Genomic DNA, 22555 nt, shown 5'->3' with positions numbered 1-22555 from the left:
ATACGTTGACACGGTAGGTGCCCGAATCACGGAGTCAGCAATGTGTGTTCGGCAAGATTCTTTTCCTGTAGTATTTACGGCGCCTGCGCCGATCTGACGAGCCGCACATGACTTCTTCGCCCGACCTCCTTGCTACTCCCAGTACCGAGCGCTATCGCCTCGGTAAGCTGCTTGGCAATGGCGGGTTTGGCGACGTGCATGAGGCGTGGGATCCGGCCTTGCAGCGAACCGTTGCAATCAAGCGCCTCAAGCCCGACCTGGTGCGCGACCAGCCGGATAATCTGCTGCAGGAAGCCCGTCTGGCGGCATCGCTGCGGCATCCTGCGTTCATCCAGATTTATTCACTCGAAGACGACGGCCATAGCAAGTCGATCGTGATGGAGCTCGTTGGGGGGAAGACCCTGCATCAGCTGCTGTCCACGACCGAGCTGTCGCGCGAGCAGATACTCGATATCGTTTGCCAGTTGGCGGATGCGATGGCGCAGGCGCATGCGGCGGGTTTGATCCATGGCGATTTGAAGCCGGCCAATCTGATGATCGAGCCGTCGGGTCAGGTGCGCATCATGGATTTTGGGCTGGCGCGCAAGATCGATCCGCTTGCGACCGAGTCAGGCGACGTGTTGCAGACTCAGGGGACCATCGCCTACCTGGCTCCTGAAATCTTGAATGGCAAGCATCCGAGTGCGCTCAGCGATATTTACGCGGTTGGTGTGCTGATGTACGAGATGATGCATGGGGAGCGGCCGTTTGCGCATTTGCATGGGCTGGCATTGGCTGCCGCTCAGGTGCAGTCGTCTTGCTCTCAATGGGCTTTTGCGTCGGATTCCGATCAGGATATGGTCGCCTTGGTGCGATCAATGTGTGCACCTGACCCGGCTACACGCATACCAACAATGGATGCCGTTAAAGCAGCTGCGCGAGCATTACGTTCCCCAGCTTCCTCGACATCTAAATTGCCCAAAATAAGCACAATTCCTTTACCATCCAGTAGCACATGGCGCAAGATTGGGTACTACGCTTTACTCATCCTTATAGTGGCGGGTGGCATAACATACATATCAATTTCTAATAAACTACCACGCCAATGGTTGCCCTCAATATCTGAGGCAACGCGAATGTCAAATGGCATGACAGCCCTGCGTCACTTTGATCGTGAAGGCAGCCTTGACATCGCGACCGAAAATTTTAGTGCCATATTAGAAAAAAAACCGAATCATGCCGCAGCGGCAGCTGGCATGGCTTTGACCCATACATTGCGTTATGCTGGAGATCGCGGCGATGCAAGTTGGCTGCAACGGGCAGATGCCAGTGCACAAGCAGCCCTGGCCCTGGACGATCAGCTAGCGCTTGGTTATGCGGCCAAGGCATACGTGCGCTGGCAGCAAAACCGGCAAGAGGAAAGCCTCCAGCTAGCCGAACAATCTCTCCAATTAGATCCATCAAACCTATTTGCACTTAATACGAAAAACGGCGTCCTTATGTATATGCAGCGTTACGAAGAAGCCGAACGTAGTATCAAGACAGCACTCGAACGACATCCAACCGAACGTATGTTCATGGATCAATCAGGCGAACTACGTGCTCGACAGAACGATTACTCAGGCGCTGAAAAGGCTTTTCGGAAGAGTATTCAGATCGAGCCTGATGCAATCTATGCTTACGCCAATTTAAGCACCATACTGGTAAGGCAAGGTCGAGAAGAAGAGGCACTTCAGGTATTACAAAAAGGATTACAGGTGCGGCCTAATGGATTGCTTTACAGCAATCTAGGAAACGCTCTCTTTAGTCGCGGCGACTACATTGGAGCTGCTAAAGCATTCGAACGCGCGGTTTCCGCAACAAAAGGAAATAGCATCGCTTACTTAAGATGGGCAAACCTGGCCGATACCTTGCGATGGATTCCAGGTCGCGAACGTGATTCTCAAGACGCTTATCGCAATGCGCTTGCATTGATAAAGCCCTTGCTGAAGCGTACTCCAGACGACGCTACGCTGGTCTCGCGCATGGGATTATATGCTGCTAAATTAGGCGACTCCAATACTGCGTCGTTGCTGAGCCAGAAGGCAGTCACCGCTAAACCTTCCAGCGCTGACATCCGTTTTCGAGCAGCAGTAGCATATGAAGTTACTGGGCAGCGCGAAGCTGCGTTAGCCGAGCTGATCAGTGCGCAACAGCTTGGCTACCCAACAAAGTTAATCAGTACCGAACCAGATTTACTGGCACTGCGGAGCGACCCGCGGTTTGATTTACTTCGAATGGAAAGGGAAAAATGACACAACCAATGATGACCTTAACGGCGAATTTTGATGTCAACCAAATTAACGATGGCATCGAATGGATATTCGCCGACCTTGATCTGGCAACCAGCACTGATCGCTCTTCAATAGAGGCGCAATGGAATAGTGACATTCAATTCTCGGCTGGCCAGGAATTCAAAGTCGCCATTAATGCAAGCGACAAGGACAAAACCGGCCTTGAATCACTGGAAGTGGTTGACTGCTGCGTAATAACACGCCCTCGCATCCTGCGTTGCGGACCAGAAACGCGCACTGCTTATGCACCGCCGTCCCTGTTCGCCGGCGCAGGAGAAAAGCAACGTGGAGCATTGTATCAAATCGACCCGTTTGCATTTTCCGTCCACAGTTCAGGAATCGATCCAAACAAAGGTAAAAAAATCACGCTGCTGTGGGATGGCCACCTTACTGTAGGCCCTTATAATGGCTTTTGGGAAATTTCATTCTACGTCACAGTTAGCATCAAACGTGCCAACGAAAATGCGCAGTTGAGGGTTTTCTATTTCGACCCAGAAGGCGAAATAAGTAATGGGACGAACCCCCCATATTAAGCCCTAGATTCAGCCAAGGCCCAATAGTCCCACATGACGCCTCAATGCCTCCGCCGGCGTCATGAGCCTTGAAGCACACCGCTGGAGATCACCCTCACAAGCCGTCCAGGCCGCACGAATCTCTTCCTCCGAAATATTGGCAGGAAAACGAATCCGAGGGTGAGCCTCCAGCAATTTATACACCGTAGGCCGCGAAATCCCCAATGCCTTGGAAGCAGCCAGAATCTGCCACTGATTCTTCTCCATCGCCTCCACCAGATCGTCATCGCTCAGGTCGGATACCTTGCGTCTTGCCGGCCTCGACGAATCAGCAGGTGCAGCAACACCCGCACCAGCGCTAGCAGAACCAGCCACCCTAACTTCTACCACCGGCATCAACACCGACTGCTCCAACACCGGCACAATCCCCACCTGCAAATCCAGCGCCACCCTCCGCATCGCATGCGCCAGTTGCCGCACATTCCCCGGCCAGTCCCCATTGAACACCTGGCTCAGCAACTCGAACGGCAAACTCCATGCATCCCCCGCCGCCTCAGCTTCAAGAAAATGCCGCACCAACACGCCGATATCCTCACGCCGCTCGCGTAACGCCGGCACCCGAATCACGAATGCCTCGAGACGCCTGCGCAAAGCCTGATTGAACCCACCCGCCCCCAAATCCTGATCGGTCGCCGCAATAATCCGCGCATTCGACCTCGCATCCGCACTCGCCCCAAGCGGCCGATACTCACCGCTCTCGAGCACGCGCAACAGCATGGCCTGCACCGACGCCGGCGTATCCCCGATCTCGTCCAGAAACAAGGTACCGTCCTCAGCCTCGGCAAACCACCCGCGCCGGCTATTCGCGGCCCCGGTATACGCCCCCTTGACCGCGCCAAACAGCTCGGCCGCCGCCAGCGACTCGCTGAGGGTCGCCATATTGATCGCGACGAAGCGTCCGCTGCGACGCGCACTGAGCGCATGAATCGCCTGCGCCGCCACCTCTTTACCGCTGCCGGTCTCGCCCAGCAGCAGCACCGGCATGCTGGTCCCCGCCACCTGCGCGATCGCTTCGCGCATCTTGATCGCGCCATCGCCGACGCCGATCAGGCCCGGCACGTTCGCCGCGCGCGGCAGGCTGCGCATCAGGTGCAGGCAGACGAACACCTGGCTCCCGAGCCCGATCACGATGCCGCGATCGAGTTCGCCGGCCGTGAACTGGTCGCTGCCGTTCGACGGCCGGCCGTTGATCTCCAGTCCCATCTTGCCGCGCAGATGGTCGATCTGGATGCCGCCTTCCGGAATGAAGCGGATGTGCACCGGCTCGCGCGTGATCGAGCGCTCGCCCAGCGGCGTGCCGTCATGCCCGGCTCCCGCGCGCGCGAACAAGGGGGCGAACCGGTTCAGCGCGATCGCGCCGCCCGCGGCCGGACCGAGCATCTGCTCGCCGATGCGTTCGCGCTGCGGGTGCCAGAGGAGCGTGATGCCGAGCACCGGCGCCGACGCGAAGTCTTCGGCCATCCCATAGCTGGTCAGTGTGGCGTCGGGATCGCTCACGCTTGACCGCTCACGAAGTGGGCTCCGCTGTGAGCTTCTGTGGCATCGAGATATTCCTGAAACATGGGCAATGTCGGCGCTATCCGCTTGATAAAAAATATACACAAATTCTAACCGATAGAAACGCCTTGGCGGACGTCTTCGGCCCGTCAAATTGTCATCATTTCGTCAGCCCGGAACGACGAATCCCGCTATGATCCTTCCAGCCCCGCCCGCCATGCCGGACACGAAAGAAAAACCATGCACATCCACACCCTGCTCTGCTTCGGCACCGCCCAGGGCGCCGGCAATCCGGCCCTCGTGATCGAGAACGATCGGTCGAGCTCCGACGCACGCCAGGCCTTCGCCCGCGAGCGCAACACCACCTGCGTATGGATCGATCCGCCGCGCGACGACGGCAGCGCGGCGGTCGTCGACTTCTACTACCCGCACATGCGCAGCCCGCTATGCCTGCACGCCACGCTGGCCGCGGCCGCGCAGCTGTTCGCGCGCGCAGGCGCGCAGCCGCCCCTGACGGTGACGACCGCCATGCACGGCCAGCCGCTCGCCCTCACGCGCGAAGGCGACGACCTGTTCGTGCGCCTGGCGCCGCAGGCCGCGCCACAAGCGCCGCTCGCTCCGGATCTGCCGGCGCGCCTGCTCGGCATCCCCGCGGCAGCCATCGTCGCGGCGCCACAAGTCGCCTCGGTCGGCAGCCCGAAACTGCTGGTGCAGGTGCGCGACGCGGCTACCCTGCACGCGCTGGCGCCCGACCTGGCAGCGATCGCGCAATGGAGCAAACAAGCCGGCGTCAACGGCGTGTATGCCTATTGCCGCCTGCCCGACGGCGCCGAGGGATATCGACTGGAAGGCCGCAACTTCAACCACCTCGACCCGCGGCTGGAAGACAACGCCACCGGCGTCGCGGCCGGCGCCCTAACCGTCCTGCTGGGCCAAGGCTTGATGCTGAAACAGGGCCGCGCGACCGGCCGCGATTGCCTGATCCGCACCCGTGTCGAACGCGACGCCGTGCTGGTCGGCGGCAGGGTCGAGGCGATCTGACACCGATGTTTGTCATGCTTTGTCGCCACTTGGTCAAATAAGCTCTGTCTATAGCAATACACCGTTGTGTTATTGCTACATTACGATGGTTATGGAAGACACAATTGAGTAATATCCGAATTTCCTTCGGAGAATTTCGTGATTAAACTCAAAATAATGTCTGGTTCGGTGCTGTTTGCCATATATGGTAGCGCTGCCTTCGCCGCCCTCGCGCCCGCCATCGCCCACGCGCAAACCGCGCCACAAGTCGCCAGCGGCGAGGTGATCCCCAGCGTCAGCGTAGTCGGCTCGCGCCGCGTCGGCGCCGCCTCGAGCACCGACACCCCGGTCGCCATCGACTTCATCCCGATGACGAAGGCGGCCGAGCAAAGCGGCCAGTTCGACCTGGCGCAAGTGCTGTCCAATCTCTCGCCCTCGTTCAACTCGACCCGCCAGACCGGCGCCGATGGCGCCGACCTGATCGACTCTGCCGCCCTGCGCGGCCTGGGTTCGGACCAGACCCTGGTGCTGGTCAACGGCAAGCGCCGCCACACGGTGGCGCTGGTGAACCTGTTCGGCGCGCGCAACCGCGGCAATACCGGCACCGACATGAACGCGATCCCCGTGATGGCGATCCGCGAAGTGCAGGTGCTGCGCGACGGCGCCGCCGCCCAATACGGCTCGGACGCGATCGCCGGCGTGATCAATATCGACCTCAAACGCAGCCTGGGCTGCGAATCGGTGCTCGGCTACGGCCAGTACACCGCGGGCGATGGCGAGAACTGGCTCGCATCGGCCTACTGCGGCGTGGCGGTGGCCGGCGGCGTGCTGGGCATCACCGGCGAATACTACGATCGCGGCCGCTCCAACCGTTCCGAACCGGGCAACCCGCGCATCATCGGCGACACCAAGTCCGAGAACCAGACCGTCTACCTGAACGGCGAATTCCCCGCTGGCCCCGGCAAGCTGTATTTCACGGCCGGCGCGCAAAAGCGCGACGCATCGTCGGCCGCCTGGGGCCGCGAAGGCATCGGCTCCGAAGACATCCCTTCGCGTAACTCGGCGGCGATGTACCCGAATGGTTTCGTCCCCTTCATCGACGGCGAGGTCGACGACCGCTGGGGCACCGTCGGCTACCGCTGGGCGCTCGGCGAATGGAATGCGGACGTGTCGCAGACCTATGGCTACAACCGCCTGAAGTACGACATCAACAACACGCTCAACGCCTCGATCGCCAACCTCGATCTGCTGAACGGCGGCCAGGGCATCAGCGCCAGCCGTTTCTACGCCGGCGCCTTCTCGTTCCAGCAGTCGACCACCAATCTCGACGTCAGCCGCTTCTACGGCGATGTATTGAAGGGCATGAACGTCGCCTTCGGCCTCGAGCACCGCCGCGAGAACTATAAAATCTTCGCCGGCGAGACCGGTTCGTGGATCGACGCCGACGGCGTGGGCATCGGCGGCAATGCCGGCAGCCAGGGCTTCCCGGGCTTCCAGCCGGGCGACGAGACCGACAGCGACCGTCACAGCAACGCCGCCTACGTCGACATCGAAACCGACGTCACCGACCGCTTCAAGGTGCAGACCGCGCTGCGCCACGAACGCTATTCGGACTTCGGCTCGACCACCACAGGCAAGCTGGCCGGCGCATACAGGTTGACCCCAAGTATGCTGCTGCGCGGCTCGGCCAGCACGGGCTTCCGCGCGCCGTCGCTGCAACAGGTGTACTTCTCGTCGACCTTCACCGACTTCGTCGGCGGCCAGCCGCTGGACGTGGTGCTGGCGCCGAACGGCGGCCCGGTGGCCAATGCCGCCGGCATCCCGCAACTGAAGGACGAAGAGTCGAAGAGCTATACCCTGGGCCTGACCTGGTCGCCGACCGGGTCGACCTCGGTGACGGCCGACCTGTACCGCATCGACATCGACGACCGCATCGTGCTGTCGGGCCGCTTCGACGCCGACAACTATCCGGCGCTGGGCGCCACCCTGCAGCAGCTGGGCGTGGGCCAGGCGCAGTTCTTCGTCAACTCGGTCGACACCAAGACCCAGGGCCTGGACCTGACCGTGTCCAACCGCAGCAAGGTGGGCATCGGCAACCTGACCACCTTCCTGGCTGTCAACTTCAGCAAGACCGAAGTGCAGCGCGTAAAGGCGCCGGCGGCGCTGGCAGGTTTCGAGGACGTGCTGCTGTCGGAGCGCGAGCGCCTGTTCATCGAGGAAGGCGCGCCACGCCGCAAGGCCACGCTGGGCTTCGACTGGACGCAAGGCCAGCTCGAGACCTCGCTGCGCGTCATCCACTTCGGCCCGCAGACCCTGGGCACCTTCTCGGGCCCGCCGGTACCGAACCAGAAATATGAAGCGAAGACCTCGGCCGACCTGTCGTTCACCTGGGCCTTCACGGAGAAGACCCGCCTGACCGTGGGCGGCACCAATATCTTCGACGTCAAGCCGACCCGCCAGGATCCGAACGAGACCGACAACGGCTTCAAGTACGAAAGCGTGCAGTTCGGCCTGAACGGCGCGGCGATGTTCGCGCGCCTGGCGCACAAGTTCTGACTGCGTCCTCCCCTGGCGTAGTGCAGCCGGCCCGCGATCTTCGCGGGCCGTTTTTCATGGCGCTGTCATCGTTACCTGTTGATGACCCCGAATGCGATGCGCAGCAATTGCTCGACGGAAGCGACTCTGCCGCCATCGAGCGCCCATTGCCAGCCGAGGTAGTTGGATAGCCAACGCGAGGCCACGCCGTGGAAGCGCGCCAGCCATTCCCTGAAGCGCCGGTGATAGGCGTTGACATTCTGGATATGGATGGCGCCCGCGCTGCTCATGCGCACCCGCTCGCCGGCGCTGGCATTGACGGCCTGGTGCGCAATGCCATGGGCCCGCGCGAAGGCGGGATAGGTGGCGTTGGCGTCAGTGACCAGCAATGCTTGTGGATCGAGTTTCGGCAACAGGTATGTGGTCAACTGGGCCGCCTTCAGGGCGCCGCGGCCGGTGACGGCATCGATGGTCTGCCCGCTGCGGTCGCGCGCCACCAGGATGCAGTCGAGATGACGCGAAATGCCGCGCAAGGCGGCCCTGCCGCCGCGCCTGCGTGGCTTGCGGTCGAGCTTGCGCGAACCCTTCTGCGATTCGAGCAGGAAGGTCTCGTCTGCTTCGACGATGCCGGAGAGGCGCGCGGGCCGGTCGTCCTTGACGCGGTGGAGGAAGCGGTGGCGCCAACGAAACGCGGTATTGCGGTGCACATCGATCCGCTTGGCGGCGGCGCGCACCGACCGCGATTCCAGCACGGCAGCGAGATAATCGAGCCACTTGTCCTTGTGCCTGAGCCGCGCCAGCGGCGTGCCGGTCAGGTCGTTGAAAGTGCGGCCACAGGCGCAGCAGCGGAAACGTTGCAGGTCGTTGGCGCGGCCGTGCCGGTGCCAGCGCTCGCAGCCGCAATCCGGACAGCGCCGCCCGTCACGGCGGATCTCGTCGATGAGGGCGACCACCCGGTCCAGTCCGGCTGCCGGATGCAGGGCGGTCAGTACCTGCTGGCGCTGCGACTGGTTCAACAGCGCAAGTTGGGCGAACAGCTCGGCAAACCCAAGGGCTTTCACAGTGCGGCTCCCTATCCGTGACGATAGGGTTTGGACTGCGGATCAGCTCAGCAGTTCAATGCTCATCCACACTTAACGTTGACAGCGCCTTTTACAATCGTCGGTACACCACTCGATCACGAAATACTTTTGCTTGATAATCAAACCCGGAAAAAGTAGCATTTGTTGATACCAATCAACGTAAATACACTCGGTACGGCATCAATCCATGTTTGCCGTGGCGCTCGAGTGGCCGCTTCCGACATGAACCTCCCAAGCAATATCGAACCCGGCGAATCCGATGCCGCACTGGCCGCCAGGATCGCCACACTGAAGGACTTTCACCAGTACTACCGTGACTGCCTGAGCGAACCGAAGCATTTCCCGGAAATCGGCAGCTATCCGGTAGAGCTCATCCAGTGGGTCGTCAATCGCTGCAACACCGACACGCCCCAGCTGGTCGACCTCATCGGCACGTTGCCGCCCTCGGGCCTCTCGCCCGAGCACGAACTTGCCATGCACGTGGCCATGTTCACGATCCTGCAGGCGAACCTGGCGTCGGACTACAACAATACCTATCCGAACTACACGCTGCCGCCCGACGTCGTCGTCAACATCAAGCGCGGCCTGGGCCGCGTTCTCGAGCTGTATCCCACGAGCGACTATATCGCCCTGTGTGTCCAGCTGCTGTACCGGATCAAGGAAATCGAGGAAGTCCTCGTGCTGTCGGAAAGCTACCCCGACATCTTCGCCAACTATCCGTCGCTGCGGGCGATCGTGGGCTTCATCCGCGCCATGCTGGGGCAGCATGAACAGGCCCTGTCCTGGCTGGAGCCGCTCGCGCAGGATGCGCAGGGCCGCAACCTGCCCCTGGTGGGGCTGTCCCTGATGACCAGCCAGTATTTCACCGGCCAGACTCCCGAATGGCCATTGAGCTTCGCGAGCCTGGATAGCCCCCTGGACGCGCTGCCACGGCTGCTCGAGCAGCTCCCTCCCATCGAGATGACCGCGCCGCTGCCGGCCACCCCGCGTCCGGTCGTGTTCGTCGCCTGCGACGATGTGTACTTCATGGAGCATGCGCGCCACCTGGCGTATTCGATGCATGCGACCAATGTCGGCAAGCTCGACCTGCACCTGCACCTGTACTCGCCATCCCAACAGGTGCTGGACGAACTGGCGCTTCTGCGCCAGCGCTTGCCGGGCCTGTCGATCGGCCTGTCGATCGAGCGCGGCATCGTGCCGACCTCACAGCTGAACACCTATTACGCGACCGCGCGCTTCGTGCGCGCCTACCAGGTCATGCAGCACTATCGCTGCGAACTGTGCATGATGGACGCCGACGCCCTGTTCAACAGGACCTGGGACGACTTCGCCCGCGACCTGCCCGCCGCCGCCGAACTGGCCCTGGTACGCACCGATGCCTCGCCATTCTGGGAGCGCATCGTCGCCGGCTTCGCCTACTTCCGCCCCACCCCGCTGGCCGAGCGATTCCTGGCGAAGGTATCCCTCTTCATCCTCCAGAATATCGCCCAGGACAAGCTGGTCTGGTTTGCCGACCAGGTCGCACTGTCGGCCTGCAACGACCATGACCTGGACGGCCATGCCGCCGTCCACTACGTCGATCCCCCCACCGTGATCGACCTGCAGCACACGCGGTATTCATTGTGCTGGATGGTCACGACCAGGAAATCGGGGAATCCCGCCTACGACAAGGCCAGGGAGCGCCTGGCGCTGCGCTACGCCGCCTGAGCCGCCACGCGATCGCCTCGGCGTCCATGCGGGCGCCGGCGCGACGCCATCCATCCCGCCATCGCCAGTCCGAGCAGCGCCAGTGTCCCCGGCTCCGGCACGGTTCCCGGAACGGTGTCCGACACGGTGAAGTCGTCCATCATCCACTGCGTGCCGCTGCTGTTATAGATGGTCAGCGTATCGATGCCGAGCCAGTCGAGCGCGATCCAGGCCGGCGTGACGGTGTCGATCACGAACGACACATCGGTCCAGTACAGCAGTTCGCCGTCGCGGCTGCCCTCGAACGACAGTTCCTGTTCGAACCAGGCCGAGGTGAACCAGGCGCCGATGAAGTCGAAGCCGCCCGCCTTCGAGATCGTGACCGTGGCCCCGCCCTGGTTGAAGGCGCCGTTGGCGGGCGATACCACGCCGGCGGCAAAGCCGCTGTCCGGATACGCATCGGCGCCGATGACGCCCATCCCGCTCCAGTCGAAGCCCTGGTAGCCGCTGGCGATGAAGCCGTTCCCGTCGCCCGGCAGGTCGTCGAAGCCGATCACCGCCGCTTGCGACGCTGCGCAGCACAGCGCCAGCAGCAAGGAAATGAATACCTGTTTCATGCAGTTCTCCTTATGGGTTATTGGCGCGCGAGGGCCGCGACGTCGGCATCGCCCAGGGCCGCGCCATAGATGCGCAAGTCGTCCATCGATCCGCGGTACGGCGTATCCCACCAGTTCACGCCGAGCGCGAACACGCCGTTCGCGTTCGTGAACACGTGCGGGAAGTTCACGCCGCTGAAGCGCTTCATGCCATCGACGTAGACATTGACCGCGCCATTCCTGACGGTGAACGCGACGTGCGACCAGCGTCCGACAGGGATGTTCATGCCCAGGCCGGCGTCATACCAGCTGGTGCCGGACCACAGCATCGAGGCGCCGCCGACGAACTCGTGCCCCATCGGCAGGAGGCTGATCCACGAATCGGTCGTGCGCGCGCCGAAGAAGGTGGTGCTGAAAGCGGTCAATTGGGCCGGCTTGAGCCACAGCGCCACGCTGTAGTTGTTGGACGAGACCAGGCCGTTCGGCAGGCGTACTCCGCTCGCGCCATTGAACACGGCCGCCTGGCCCTTCACGCCAGTCTCGTAGCCGATGCTGCCCCCGGCGGCGTCGATGCGGTTGCCGGTGACGGCGCCGGCGCCGAAGATGCCGTTCGAGTCGGCCAGGTTGCCGTCGAAGGCATAGTGGGCCAGCAGGCCGGCGGCCTTGCGCACGGTGACGGCGAAGCTCTTGAAGACCACCGTATTGCCCTTGGCGATGCGCGCGGTCAGGGTGACGTTGACGTCGCCGCCGGCCGGGCTGGTGACGACGCCGGTGTGGCTGATCACGGCCGGGTTGGACGAGGTCCAGCCGATCACCGCGCCGCGCGCGCCGCTGGTGGGTAGCGCCAGGTCGGCGGTGATGGCGCTGGTGTTGCCCAGGCTGAGTTCATTGGCGATGGCGTTCGCCACCTGGACATCGGTGCGCGGCGGCAGGCGGCTGCCGAACAGCGCCACGCCTTCGCGCGACAGCGCCGAGAAGGTCATCACATAGGTCTTGGCGGCCTCGCTCCACTGGTTGACGAACACGCCCTTGTACGGAGAAGCGCCGGGCAGGCGGATCTCGACCCCGTTGCTGCCGCTGAGGATCCAGCTGCCGCCGACGGCGCCGCCCACGGTGCCGTTCGGGTTCAGGGTGATGTGCTGCGACTTCTTGATGGTGGCCGAGATGTCCTTGCCGTGGTTGACCAGCATGTAGTCGCCCTGCACGAACTCGCGCCGCACCGTGCCCAGGGTCTCGTTGGCGTAGCGGTAAGGCGCCACCACCGGCCAGCCGTCGGCGTTCATGAACATCTGGTGCACGCGGACCTCGTGCTGCTCGCCGCGCTCGGGGAAGCGCGCGTGGAACACCAGGAAGTGCTTGCCGGTGGCGGGATCGACGTAGGCCGAGTTGTGGCCTGGCGAGACATAGCCGGTGCCGATGCCGGCGCCGCCATCGCCGAGTTCACGCTCGAACAGGAAGCTGCCCATCAGCTTGACGCCGTGCGGCGCGATCGAGGCATCGTCGAACAGCGGCCGGGCCGGGTCGGACTTCACCTGCGCCATGTCGACGCCCTCGGCATCGAGGTAGGGGCCGTCGGGCTGGAGCGAACGCGCCACCCGCATATTGTAGCCACCGCTCGCATCCAGGCCGCCGAACGAGGTGAACATGTAGTAGTACGCGGTGGCCGGGCTGTACATGACGAAGGCGCCCTCGATGCGCGCGTGGTTGCCGCCCATCAGGCGCTTGCCATAGCCCTGCCCCGGCAATGGAAAGCCGGTCGCCGGATTCATCTGCATGATGAAGATGCCGCCCGAATACGAGCCATAGATCATCCACAGCCTGCCGGCCTTGTCCGAAAACACATGCGGGTCGACCGCGTTCGGATGCTTCATGGCGTCGTACACCGTGCCATCGTGGCTGGCCTGTCCCCACATGCCGGATTTGAGGAAGATGCCTTTATCGACATATGGGCCTTCGACATGATCGGCCACCGCGATGCCCATGGCGGAGCGCGGCGAATCGCCCTTGCAGGCGTTGTAATACATATAGAATTTGCCGTCCGCCAGCTGCCTGACATCGGCCGCCCACAGGGTGGTGGATTGCGCCCAGTCGAATGTTTCCTTTAATTCGGTCAGCACATTCGATGCGCCCTTGCGAAATAACGGATTGTTTGCATTCACGCCTTCGCTGACCTGCTGCCATTTCATCAGGTCGCGCGATTTGGCGGCGGCGAGGTGAGAGCCGAATACATAGAAGGTATCGCCGACCTTGACCACCGAGGGATCGTGGACCGAGGCATTCTGGAAGGCGATCGGGGCGGGAACCGCCTGGGCGGCGGCATTCGGGGAAAGCATGGCCGATACCAATGCGGCCCATGCTCCCCACAGGGATATGGTTTTAGTGTTCAATCTCGTCTCCGTTGGATTTTGTTTTATTCGCCGCGATTCATATCGCATGCGGAGTCGAGAATGCGGGATTTTAATGCGGCTTGCAACCGAATTTACATCGATTATTTACGCAATTTCACATAGGAAATATATGCGATTACTTAAATCGCGATATTTTATAAAAACCGCATTGAATTGATATCGGCGCATTTTTATCGATAATCATATTTTCTTTTTATTGCGTTTAATCGCAAAAAAAGTAATCGCGCGAATACACGACTGGACATCGCGTGTTGGCTGCGCGCCACGGGCGCGCTGTGTCAAAATACCGCCTTTCATGCAAGACCCACACCATCATGCAAAAACTGATCGCCGAACTGATGCGGCTCTATCTTCCCGCGGATGCGCCGCCGCCCGACGTGTTGGCGCCGCACCTGCTTGGCCAGCAGAACCTGCCCATCAGCCTGACCGGCGACGACGGCCTGGCGCGCGCCATGATGATCCCCTTCCGCAAGGCCAAGGGCCTCGAGGGCGACGCCCACTGGCTGCGGCTGTGCGAGGTCGCCAACACGCTGCAAGAGATCGGCCTGCCCGCGCCGGCGGTGAGCATCTCGGGCGGCGACGCCTATTACCTGTGGCTGTCGCTGGCGACGCCGGTGCCGGCCGACCGTGCGCAGGCCTTCCTCGAACGCCTGCGCGATGCGTACTTCCCCGAGGTCGAGCTGGCGCCGGACGCCGTGCGCGCACCGGTCGCGCTGCCGCCCTGCCGGCACCCGCGCACCGGCAAGTGGGCCGCCTTCATTCATCCGGGCATGGGCGCTTCGTTCGCCGACGAGGCGGGGCTGGACATGGCGCCGCCGCCGCTGGGCCAGGCAGCGTTTCTGGAAGGGTTGGAGAGTTTCGGCGAGGAGCAGTTCGAGCGGGTGTTCGACGCGCTGGCGCCGGCGGGCGAGCCTGCACACCCCAAGCCTGTCGTCGCGCAAAGCGTGCCCGCGCCGCGCGCGATCCACGCCGCCACGCAGGCGGGACTGCTGCTGAAAGACGCGACGCTGGAAGACATCGTAAGGCACCTGCATGCGATGAACATCGAGCCGACCTTCCGTCACGTGCTCAAACGGCCGGAATACGACTAGCCCGCCGCCTTGCACGGCGGGCCCGCACGATTTATTTCGTGACGGTCAGCAGCGAACGCTTGCCGCCCTTGAAGGTATACAGCGTGATCGTGCCATCACGAATATCGCCGCGCGCATCGAACGCGATCGGCCCGGTCACACCCTTGTACTCGATCCTGGCCAGCACCGGAAGGTACTTGGCCGGCGCGGCCGATCTGGCCTTCACCATCGCCTCGGCCATGGCCATCGTCGCATCGTAGGCATACGGCGCATTGATCTGGACGTCGATGCCAAAGCGCTTCCTGTAGTCGGCGCGGAACCTGTCCATGCCGGCCTTGGCGTCGCCCTGCACGCCGCCCGCCTCCGCGCACACCACCTGGCCATCGCCCATGGTGCCGCCCGACAGTTTATGGATCTCGTCCGAGCAGATGCCGTCGCCGCCCATCATGCGCACGTTCATGCCCAGCTGCTTCATCTGGCGCAGCATCGGGCCGGCGGTCGCGTTCATCCCGCCGAAGAACACCAGGTCGGGCCTGGTGGCGCGGATGCGGGTAACGATGGCGGAAAAGTCGGTCGCCTTGTCGTTGGTGAACTCGCGCGCGACCACGCTGCCGCCCTGCTTCTGCAGGCTGCGCGAGAACTCGGTCGCCAGGCCCTGGCCATAGGCGGTGCGATCGTCCACCACCGCCACCCGCTTCGCCTTCATCGTGCCGGTCGCGTAGCGGCCCAGCGCCTGGCCCAGCTGCACGTCGTTGGCGATCACGCGAAACGCCGTGTTGAAGCCTTGCTGGGTGTATTTCGGGCTGGTGCTCGAGTGCGAGATCTGCGGGATGCCCGCGGTGTGATAGATCTTGGAAGCCGGGATCGTGGTGCCCGAGGTCTGGTGGCCGATCACGCCATTCACTTTCGCGTCGACCAGCTTCTGCGCCACGGTGGTGGCCTGCTTCGGATCGGCCGCGTCGTCCTCGGCCACCAGCTGGAAGGTGACCTTCTTGCCGCCGATCGTCACGCCGCGCGCATTGAGCGCCTCGATCGCCATGCGCGCGCCGTTCTCGGTGTCCTTGCCAAAATACGCCACCGGGCCGGTCAATCCGGCCACGTGGGCGATCCTGACCACTTCCTGGGCAGGCGCCACGCCTGCGGCCGTCGACATCACGGCCACAGCCAACATCTTCTTGTTCATCGATTCCTCGTTCTCTGCAATGCGGGCCACGCAGGCCCGCGGAACCGATCATTCTACCGCGAGGGCGAGTTAAACGTGACGACCGCCTTCAATCCGCCAAGGCGCTGCGAAGCGTCCAGCGCCAGGGTCGCGCCGTGGCGCTCGGCGATCGCCTTGATGATGGCCAGTCCCAGGCCGCTGCCGGCGGCCTCGCTGCCGGCCACGCGGTAGAAGCGGTCGAACACGCGTTCGCGTTCTTCAGGCGGGATGCCCGGCCCGCTGTCCTCGACCTGCACCACGATATTGCCTGCCTCGTGCTGCACCGAGATGTCGACCGTGCCGCCGCCAGGCGTGTACTTGACCGCGTTGTCGACCAGGTTGCGCAGCAGGATCTGCAGCGCGTCGGGCTGGCCATCGACCGTGGCCGGGTCGGCCTGCTGCACGCCCAGGTCGACGCCCTTGGCGGCGGCCACGCCGGCCAGGTCGGCCACGGTGCGGCGCGCGAGATCCGCCAGGTCGACCGGGCGCGATACCGCGCCCTCGGCCGCCGTCGCCTCTTGCCGCGCCAGCACCAGCAATTGCTCGACCAGGCGGGTGGCGCGGTCGATGCCGGCGGTCAGGCGCCCTACCGCCGTGCGGCGCGCTTCCGGCGTGTCGGCGCGGTCCAGGCTCTGCGCCTGCAGGCGCAGCGCGGCCAGCGGCGTGCGAAGCTCGTGCGCGGCGTCGGCCACGAAATGCTGCTGCGCGTCGAAGGCGGTTTTCACGCGGCCGAACAGCAGGTTCAGCTCCTGCACCAGCGGCCGCACCTCGTCGGGCAAGCCGGTATCCGACACCGGCGACAGGTCGTCGGCCTGGCGCGATGCCACCTGCGAACGCACCCGCGCCACCGGCTGCAGCGAGCCGCTCACGACCCACCACACCACCAGCATCAGGATCGGCATCATGACCGCGACCGGGCCCAGCGTGCGCAAGGCGAGATTACCCGCCATATTGCGGCGCACGGCCAGGTCTTGCGCGACCTGCACGGTCTGGTTCGAGGTCTGGATCGAGAACACGCGGTAGGTGGTGCCGTTGGCGCGCACATTGGAAAAGCCCAGCACCGCGCGCTGCGGCAGGCGCGCGCGCGAGACGCTGTGGAACATCTGGGCGCCGTCGGGCGACCACATCTGCACCACCATATCGTCGTTGCCGCTGGCGCTGCTCTCGGCTTCCATGCGGGCGCGCGCCTCGTCGTTCGACAGCGGCGTGCCGGAACGCAGCGACAGCGCCATCTGCTGCATGTGGTAGTCGAAGATCTGGTCGGCGTCGTGCAGCGCGGTGCGGTAGGCGATCGTCGCCTGCGCCACCGCCGCCAGGGTGATCGCCGCGAGCAGGAACCAGAGCAGGCGCCCGCGCAGCGAGTGCGTCATTTTCATGCCTTGGGCACCATATAGCCGACGCCGCGCACGTTCTGGATCAGGTCACTGCCCAGTTTCTTGCGCAGGCCGTGGATATAGACTTCGACCGCGTTGCTCGAGACTTCGTCGCGCCAGCTGTACAGTTTTTCTTCCAGCTGCGCCCGCGACAGCACTGCGCCGGGGCGCGCCACCAGGGCTTCGAGCACCGCCCATTCGCGCGCCGACAGCGACACCCCGGTGCCGTCGACCAGCACTTCGCGGGTGGCGGGATTGATGGCGATGTTGCGGTATTCGAAGATCGGCTCGGCGCGCCCGGCGGCGCGGCGCAGCAGTGCGCGGATGCGCGCCAGCAGCTCGTCGAGGTCGTAGGGCTTGAGCACGTAGTCGTCGGCGCCGGCGTCCAGGCCGGCGATGCGCTGCTGGACCGAGTCGCGCGCGGTGGCGACCAGGACCGGCGTGCGGTCTTTTCGCGAGCGCATCGAGCGCAGCACTTCGAGGCCGTCCTTGCGCGGCAGCCCCAGGTCGAGCAGCACCAGGTCGTAGTTCTGGTTCTGCAGCAGGGCCGTGTCGGCCATCTCGCCGTCCTTGACCCAGTCGACGGCGTAGTGCTCGGCCCTGAGCAGGTCGAGCACCACTTCGCCGATCATCGTATCGTCTTCTACCAGCAGTAGCCGCATGATTTCCCTGTTCCTTGTGCCGGCCGGCGGAGGACGCGATTGCGCTTACCCGATCCGCACCGGAATGAAGATTTTGTCACTACCGCGCTGGATCAGCAAGGCCACCGACTTGCTGGCCTTGGACACCATGTCGCGCACCTGCTCGACCGAGCTCACCGGACGGCCGTTGACCGAGATGAGCACGTCGCCCGGCTCGATGCCGGCGACCATCGCGGCGCCGGACGCGTCCTCGATCACCAGGCCGTTGGCGATGCCGCTGCGGCGGCGCTCGACCGACTCCAGCGGACGCAGGGTCAGGCCCAGCTTGGCGCTGTTGTCGACCGCCTCGGCGAGTTGCGGCTCCTGGCCGCGGCGCGGCCGGTCGGCCGCATTGCCCAGGGTGGCATCGACACGCAGCAGTTTACCTTCGCGCCAGACATCGAGCGCCACCTTGTCGCCCGGCTTGGACAGGGTCATCATGGCCGGCAGGTCGATCGACGAAACGATGGGCTTGCCGTTGGCGGCGCGGATCACGTCGCCCGACTTCAGGCCGGCGCGCTCGGCCGGGCCGCCGCGTTCGACGTTGAACACCAGGGCGCCCTCGACGGTGTCGAGCTTGAACGAATCGGCAAAGGCCTGGTCGACCTCTTGCACGCTCACGCCCAGCTTGGCGTGCTGCACCTTGCCGGTGGCGACGATCTGGTCCTTGATGCGCACCGCGAGGTCGATCGGGATCGAGAATGACAGGCCCTGGTAGCCGCCGGTCATGCTGTAGATCTGCGAGTTGATGCCGACCACCTCGCCGCGGGTATTGAACAGCGGGCCGCCCGAGTTGCCGGGGTTGACCGCGACGTCGGTCTGGATGAACGGCACGTTGTTATCCGAAATCGAGCGGCCGGTGGCGCTGACCACGCCGGCGGTGACGGTGCTTTCGAGACCGAACGGCGAACCGATGGCCAGCACCCACTCGCCCACCAGCAGCGATTGCGATTTGCCGATCGGCGCCACGGGCAGGCCCTTGGCGTCGATCTTGAGCACGGCCACGTCGGTGCGCGGGTCGGAGCCCAGGACCTTGGCGCGGAATTCGCGGCGGTCCTGCAGCTTGACGGTGACCTCGTCGGCGCCTTGCACGACGTGGGCGTTGGTAAGGATGACGCCGTCCGGGCTTACGATGAAGCCCGATCCGGCGCCGAAAACGGGAGCTTCACGACCGCGCTCGGCATAGCGCGGATCCTGAAACTGTCGGAAAAATTCGTAGAAGGGGTGGCTCGGGTCGAGGTTCGGCAAGCCGCCGCGATTCGCGGCCTTGGTGCCGCCGACGACACGGATATTGACCACCGCCTTACCCTGCTGGGCGGCGATGCGGGTAAAGTCTGGCAGGGCCACGGTGGCCGCCGGGGCGCCCACGGCGGCGGCCGGCGCTGGCGCCGGTGCAGGAGCCTGGACCGGAGCGGCTGCAACGGCAGGCGCGCTTTCGGCCACGGCATTATTGTGATTGACAGCGATGGCACCGACCGCGCCACCGATGACGCCTGCGGCACCCAGGGCCAGCATGAGGCGTTTGGCAGTGATGGCAGTAACGGCACTTTGGTTCGACATGGTGTGTGCTCCTGGTGAAAATGTGTTGAATCGATGCTGAGTATCGATGGGCGTATCTTCGCGCAGCCGCCTTAGATCATGCTTAAGTTGACAAGGCTCGGGGCTTAGGCGCCCCTTAATGATGAGCGGAACCCGTTCTTTCGTCAGCCCCAAAACGGTCGTTCCCGCGCAGGCGGGAACCCAAGTTCTGCCCGCGTTACCTCAACGCTCGCAAAATTAGGTTCCCGCCTGCGCGGGAACGACGTGTTCACGCTAGCGACGTGGTGACGCTAACGACAAACTGGGCTCAAGCGGCTTCGCGCTGTTCCAGGGTCTTGACGTTGCCACCCTCGATAGTGCCGTTCGCGTCGCCGATGGCGATCTTGCGCGGCTTGAGGGCTTCGGGCACTTCGCGCACCAGTTCGATGGTGAGCATGCCGTTGTCGAACGAGGCGGTGGTGACCTTCACGTGGTTGGCCAGCTGGAAGCGCTGCTCGAAATCGCGGGCGGCGATACCGCGGTGCAGGAAGGTGCGCTGGACGTCGTCCTTCTGCTTGCGGCCGGTGACGTGCAGGCTGTCACGCTCGGTGACGATCTCGACTTCGTCGCGCGAGAAACCGGCAAGCGCCATCACGATGCGGTACTGGTCTTCGCTCACCAGTTCGATGTTGTACGGCGGGTAGCTCGGCTGCGCTTCGGCGCGTTGCTCGAGCAGGCTGGCCAGGCGATCGAAACCGATGGCGGAACGGTACAGGGGAGTCAGGTCGAAAGTACGCATGGTATTCATATCCTTGTGAAGTTAAGCGATAAAAGGGCGGAACCTCCATTGAGCATTCCGCTGGGACCAATCTAATGTCACGTCAAAGCATTTTCAAGACATACGAAATGCGGATTTTATGCACGAGTTGCAAATAATATTTGCATGATGTATCCATGGAAATCTGAATGGATATCGGGTGCTACACTCGCCCGCTTCCCATTCGCTTCCCGTTTCACGATGACCGCATTCCGCTTTCTCGCCCGCGCCGCCCGCCCGGCCAGCGCCCTCGCCCTGGCTCTCGCATTTGCCCTGCCGGCAGTTGCCCAGGTCCCAGCCGTCGGCAACGACCCGTATCCCGGCACGATCGCCCTGCACGTCGACGCCAGCAACCTGTCGCAGCAGATCTTCAGCATGCGCTTGTCGATGCCGGTGCAAGCGGGCCCCATGACGCTGCTGTATCCGCAGTGGGCGCCGGGTAACCACGGCCCCAATATTCCGCTGACCCAGCTGGCCGGCCTGAAGTTCAGCGCGGGCGGCAAGCCGGTCGAGTGGACGCGCGACCCGGTCCACGTCCACGCCTTCCACGTGACGGTGCCGGAAGGCGCCACCACCCTGGTGGCCGAATACCAGTTCCTGTCGCCGCTGGACACCAGCCAGGGCCGCATCACCATGACCGACGACATCCTGGGCGTGCAGTGGCAATCGGTGGCGCTGTACCCGGCCGGCTACCACGCGCGCCGCATCACGGTGCAGCCGACCCTGACGCTGCCGGCCGGCTGGCAGTTCGCCAGCGCGCTGGCGGTCGAGGGCCGCAACGGCGACGAGGTGCGCTTCAAGCCGCACGACCTCGACACCCTGGTCGATTCGCCGCTATTTGCCGGCCGTTATTTCAGGCGCATCGACCTGGCGCCCGGCGCGAAGAACCCGGTGATGCTGAACGTGGTGGCCGACAATCCCGAGAACCTCGAGGCCAAGCCCGAGCAGATCGCGCTGCACCGCGCGATGGTCGACCAGGCCATCAGGCTTTTCGGTTCGCGCCACTACCAGCAGTACGATTTCCTGTTCGCGATCTCGGACGAATTCGGCGGCATCGGCCGCGAGCACCAGCAGTCGAGCGAGAACGGCGTGCGGCTCGGCTACTTCACCGACTGGGGCCGCAACGAGGCCGGCCGCGAGCTGCTGCCGCATGAATTCGTGCACTCCTGGAACGGCAAGTTCCGCCGCCCGGCCGGCCAGGACGTGGCCAACTTCAACACCCCGCTGCAGAACGAGCTGCTGTGGGTGTACGAGGGCCAGACCCAGTTCTGGGGCAAGGTGCTGGCCGCGCGTTCCGGCCTGGTGTCGCAGGCGCATGCGCGCGAGGCGCTGGCGATCGACGCAGCGCGCTACGACAACACGCAGGGCCGCGACTGGCGCGCGATGCAGGACACGGTCAACGACCCGATCATCAACGGCCGCAAGCCGATCGGCTGGGGTAACTGGCAGCGCAGCGAGGACTACTACACCGAGGGCATGCTGGTCTGGCTCGACGTCGACACCAGGATCCGCGAACTCTCGGGCGACAAGCGCAGCCTGGAAGATTTCGCGCGCGCCTTCTTCGGCATCCAGGACGGCAGCATCGACACGGTGTACTACACCTTCGACGACGTGGTGGCCGCCTTGACCAAGGTGCAGAAATTCGACTGGGCGCCGTTCCTGCGCGCGCGCCTGGACGGCCACGGCCCGGGCGCCCCGCTCGACGGCTTGCAGCGCGCCGGCTGGAAGCTGGCCTACGGCGACACGCCCGGCAACGCGATCCGCGCTGCCGAGGAACGCACCCGCAGCACCGACTTCACCTATTCGCTCGGCTTCTCGGTGCGCAGCGACGGCAGCGTCACCGGCGTGGTGTGGGACGGCGTGGGCTTCCGCGCCGGCCTGGCGGCCAACACCACCATCGTCGCCGTCAACAACCGCGTGTACAAGGGCGACGTGCTGAAGGCGGCGGTGCGCGCGAACAAGGATGGCAAGGCGCCGATCGAACTGCTGGTACGCAAGGGGAACAACCTGCGCACCATCACGCTCGACTACCGCGATGGCTTGCGTTATCCGAAGCTCGAGCGTATTGCGGGCACGAAGGACAGGCTCGACGCGTTGTTCAAGGCGGTCAAATAATCTTGACCCGCATTCGCCGCTGCGGCTAAGATGGCCTCATGACTTTCATCGTGACCTCCCCTGCCAGCTATTA

Annotated in this window: 16 protein-coding genes; 7 read left to right on the top strand and 9 right to left on the bottom strand. The window is 63.7% G+C overall.

The features are described from left to right. The first annotated feature begins 107 nt into the window (after positions 1-107). Together Q9246_RS06790 and Q9246_RS06785 are read left to right on the top strand one after the other, a co-directional pair. A complete protein-coding gene (locus Q9246_RS06790) occupies positions 108-2273 on the top strand; it encodes a serine/threonine-protein kinase (protein ID WP_306396433.1) in 2166 nt (721 codons plus the stop codon). After that, positions 2270-2845 (top strand): hypothetical protein, encoded by a 576-nt coding sequence (locus Q9246_RS06785; protein ID WP_306396432.1) that lies wholly within the window; start codon positions 2270-2272, stop codon positions 2843-2845. Before Q9246_RS06790 ends, Q9246_RS06785 begins: the two co-directional genes overlap by 4 nt. 9 nt (positions 2846-2854) lie before the next feature. Here the strand turns inward: Q9246_RS06785 and Q9246_RS06780 are convergent, their stop codons facing one another. Continuing rightward, complete coding sequence (locus tag Q9246_RS06780; protein ID WP_306396431.1) at positions 2855-4381, bottom strand: sigma 54-interacting transcriptional regulator; 1527 nt, start codon at positions 4379-4381, stop codon at positions 2855-2857. 240 nt (positions 4382-4621) lie between these two features. Here Q9246_RS06780 and Q9246_RS06775 point away from each other — a divergent pair, with 240 nt between their 5' ends. Both Q9246_RS06775 and Q9246_RS06770 read left to right on the top strand, forming a co-directional pair. Beyond that, a complete protein-coding gene (locus Q9246_RS06775; RefSeq protein ID WP_306396430.1) occupies positions 4622-5422 on the top strand; it encodes a PhzF family phenazine biosynthesis protein in 801 nt (266 codons plus the stop codon). 156 nt (positions 5423-5578) lie between these two features. After that, on the top strand, positions 5579-7957 hold the full coding sequence (locus Q9246_RS06770; RefSeq protein ID WP_306398111.1) for a TonB-dependent receptor plug domain-containing protein: 2379 nt from the start codon (positions 5579-5581) through the stop codon (positions 7955-7957). 71 nt (positions 7958-8028) lie between these two features. Here Q9246_RS06770 and Q9246_RS06765 read toward each other — a convergent pair whose 3' ends face one another. Next, complete coding sequence (locus Q9246_RS06765) at positions 8029-8997, bottom strand: IS1595 family transposase (RefSeq protein WP_422802356.1); 969 nt, start codon at positions 8995-8997, stop codon at positions 8029-8031. A gap of 243 nt (positions 8998-9240) precedes the next feature. Here Q9246_RS06765 and Q9246_RS06760 point away from each other — a divergent pair, with 243 nt between their 5' ends. Continuing rightward, positions 9241-10725: a hypothetical protein gene (locus Q9246_RS06760; RefSeq protein WP_306396429.1), complete on the top strand. Its 1485-nt coding sequence runs from the start codon at positions 9241-9243 to the stop codon at positions 10723-10725. Here the strand turns inward: Q9246_RS06760 and Q9246_RS06755 are convergent. Together Q9246_RS06755 and Q9246_RS06750 are read right to left on the bottom strand one after the other, a co-directional pair. Beyond that, positions 10713-11321: a PEP-CTERM sorting domain-containing protein gene (locus Q9246_RS06755; RefSeq protein WP_306396428.1), complete on the bottom strand. Its 609-nt coding sequence runs from the start codon at positions 11319-11321 to the stop codon at positions 10713-10715. The two genes, Q9246_RS06760 and Q9246_RS06755, sit on opposite strands and share 13 nt — an antisense overlap. A 17-nt stretch (positions 11322-11338) precedes the next feature. After that, positions 11339-13633: a family 43 glycosylhydrolase gene (locus Q9246_RS06750; protein ID WP_306396427.1), complete on the bottom strand. Its 2295-nt coding sequence runs from the start codon at positions 13631-13633 to the stop codon at positions 11339-11341. A gap of 389 nt (positions 13634-14022) precedes the next feature. Here Q9246_RS06750 and Q9246_RS06745 point away from each other — a divergent pair, with 389 nt between their 5' ends. Beyond that, positions 14023-14799 carry a hypothetical protein gene (locus Q9246_RS06745; protein ID WP_306396426.1) on the top strand — a complete coding sequence of 259 codons (777 nt, stop codon included), beginning with the start codon at positions 14023-14025 and terminating at the stop codon, positions 14797-14799. Positions 14800-14830: 31 nt separating this feature from the next. Here the strand turns inward: Q9246_RS06745 and Q9246_RS06740 are convergent, their stop codons facing one another. The 5 genes from Q9246_RS06740 to Q9246_RS06720 all read right to left on the bottom strand — a co-directional run bounded on the left by Q9246_RS06740 (position 14831) and on the right by Q9246_RS06720 (position 20349). Next, positions 14831-15961: a branched-chain amino acid ABC transporter substrate-binding protein gene (locus tag Q9246_RS06740; RefSeq protein ID WP_306396424.1), complete on the bottom strand. Its 1131-nt coding sequence runs from the start codon at positions 15959-15961 to the stop codon at positions 14831-14833. Positions 15962-16014: 53 nt separating this feature from the next. Continuing rightward, entirely contained in the window at positions 16015-17355 is a 1341-nt protein-coding gene (locus Q9246_RS06735; protein ID WP_306396422.1) for an ATP-binding protein, read from the bottom strand. Next, positions 17352-18014, bottom strand: a complete 663-nt coding sequence (locus Q9246_RS06730) for a response regulator (protein ID WP_306396421.1) — start codon at positions 18012-18014, stop codon at positions 17352-17354. The genes Q9246_RS06735 and Q9246_RS06730 overlap by 4 nt, the downstream gene beginning before the upstream one ends. Before the next feature lie 45 nt (positions 18015-18059). Next, positions 18060-19592: a Do family serine endopeptidase gene (locus tag Q9246_RS06725; RefSeq protein ID WP_306396420.1), complete on the bottom strand. Its 1533-nt coding sequence runs from the start codon at positions 19590-19592 to the stop codon at positions 18060-18062. A 286-nt stretch (positions 19593-19878) separates the two neighbouring features. Further along, the gene (locus tag Q9246_RS06720) at positions 19879-20349 is read right to left on the bottom strand and encodes an Hsp20 family protein (RefSeq protein WP_306396418.1); all 471 of its coding nucleotides are present in this window, start codon (positions 20347-20349) and stop codon (positions 19879-19881) included. A 219-nt stretch (positions 20350-20568) separates the two neighbouring features. Here Q9246_RS06720 and Q9246_RS06715 point away from each other — a divergent pair, with 219 nt between their 5' ends. Beyond that, positions 20569-22482 carry a M61 family metallopeptidase gene (locus tag Q9246_RS06715; RefSeq protein ID WP_306396417.1) on the top strand — a complete coding sequence of 638 codons (1914 nt, stop codon included), beginning with the start codon at positions 20569-20571 and terminating at the stop codon, positions 22480-22482. Positions 22483-22555: the final 73 nt, after the last annotated feature.

Source organism: Telluria beijingensis (assembly GCF_030770395.1).
GTDB classification, from domain to species: domain Bacteria; phylum Pseudomonadota; class Gammaproteobacteria; order Burkholderiales; family Burkholderiaceae_D; genus Telluria; species Telluria beijingensis.
This window is presented reverse-complemented; position numbering and strand designations above follow the sequence as displayed.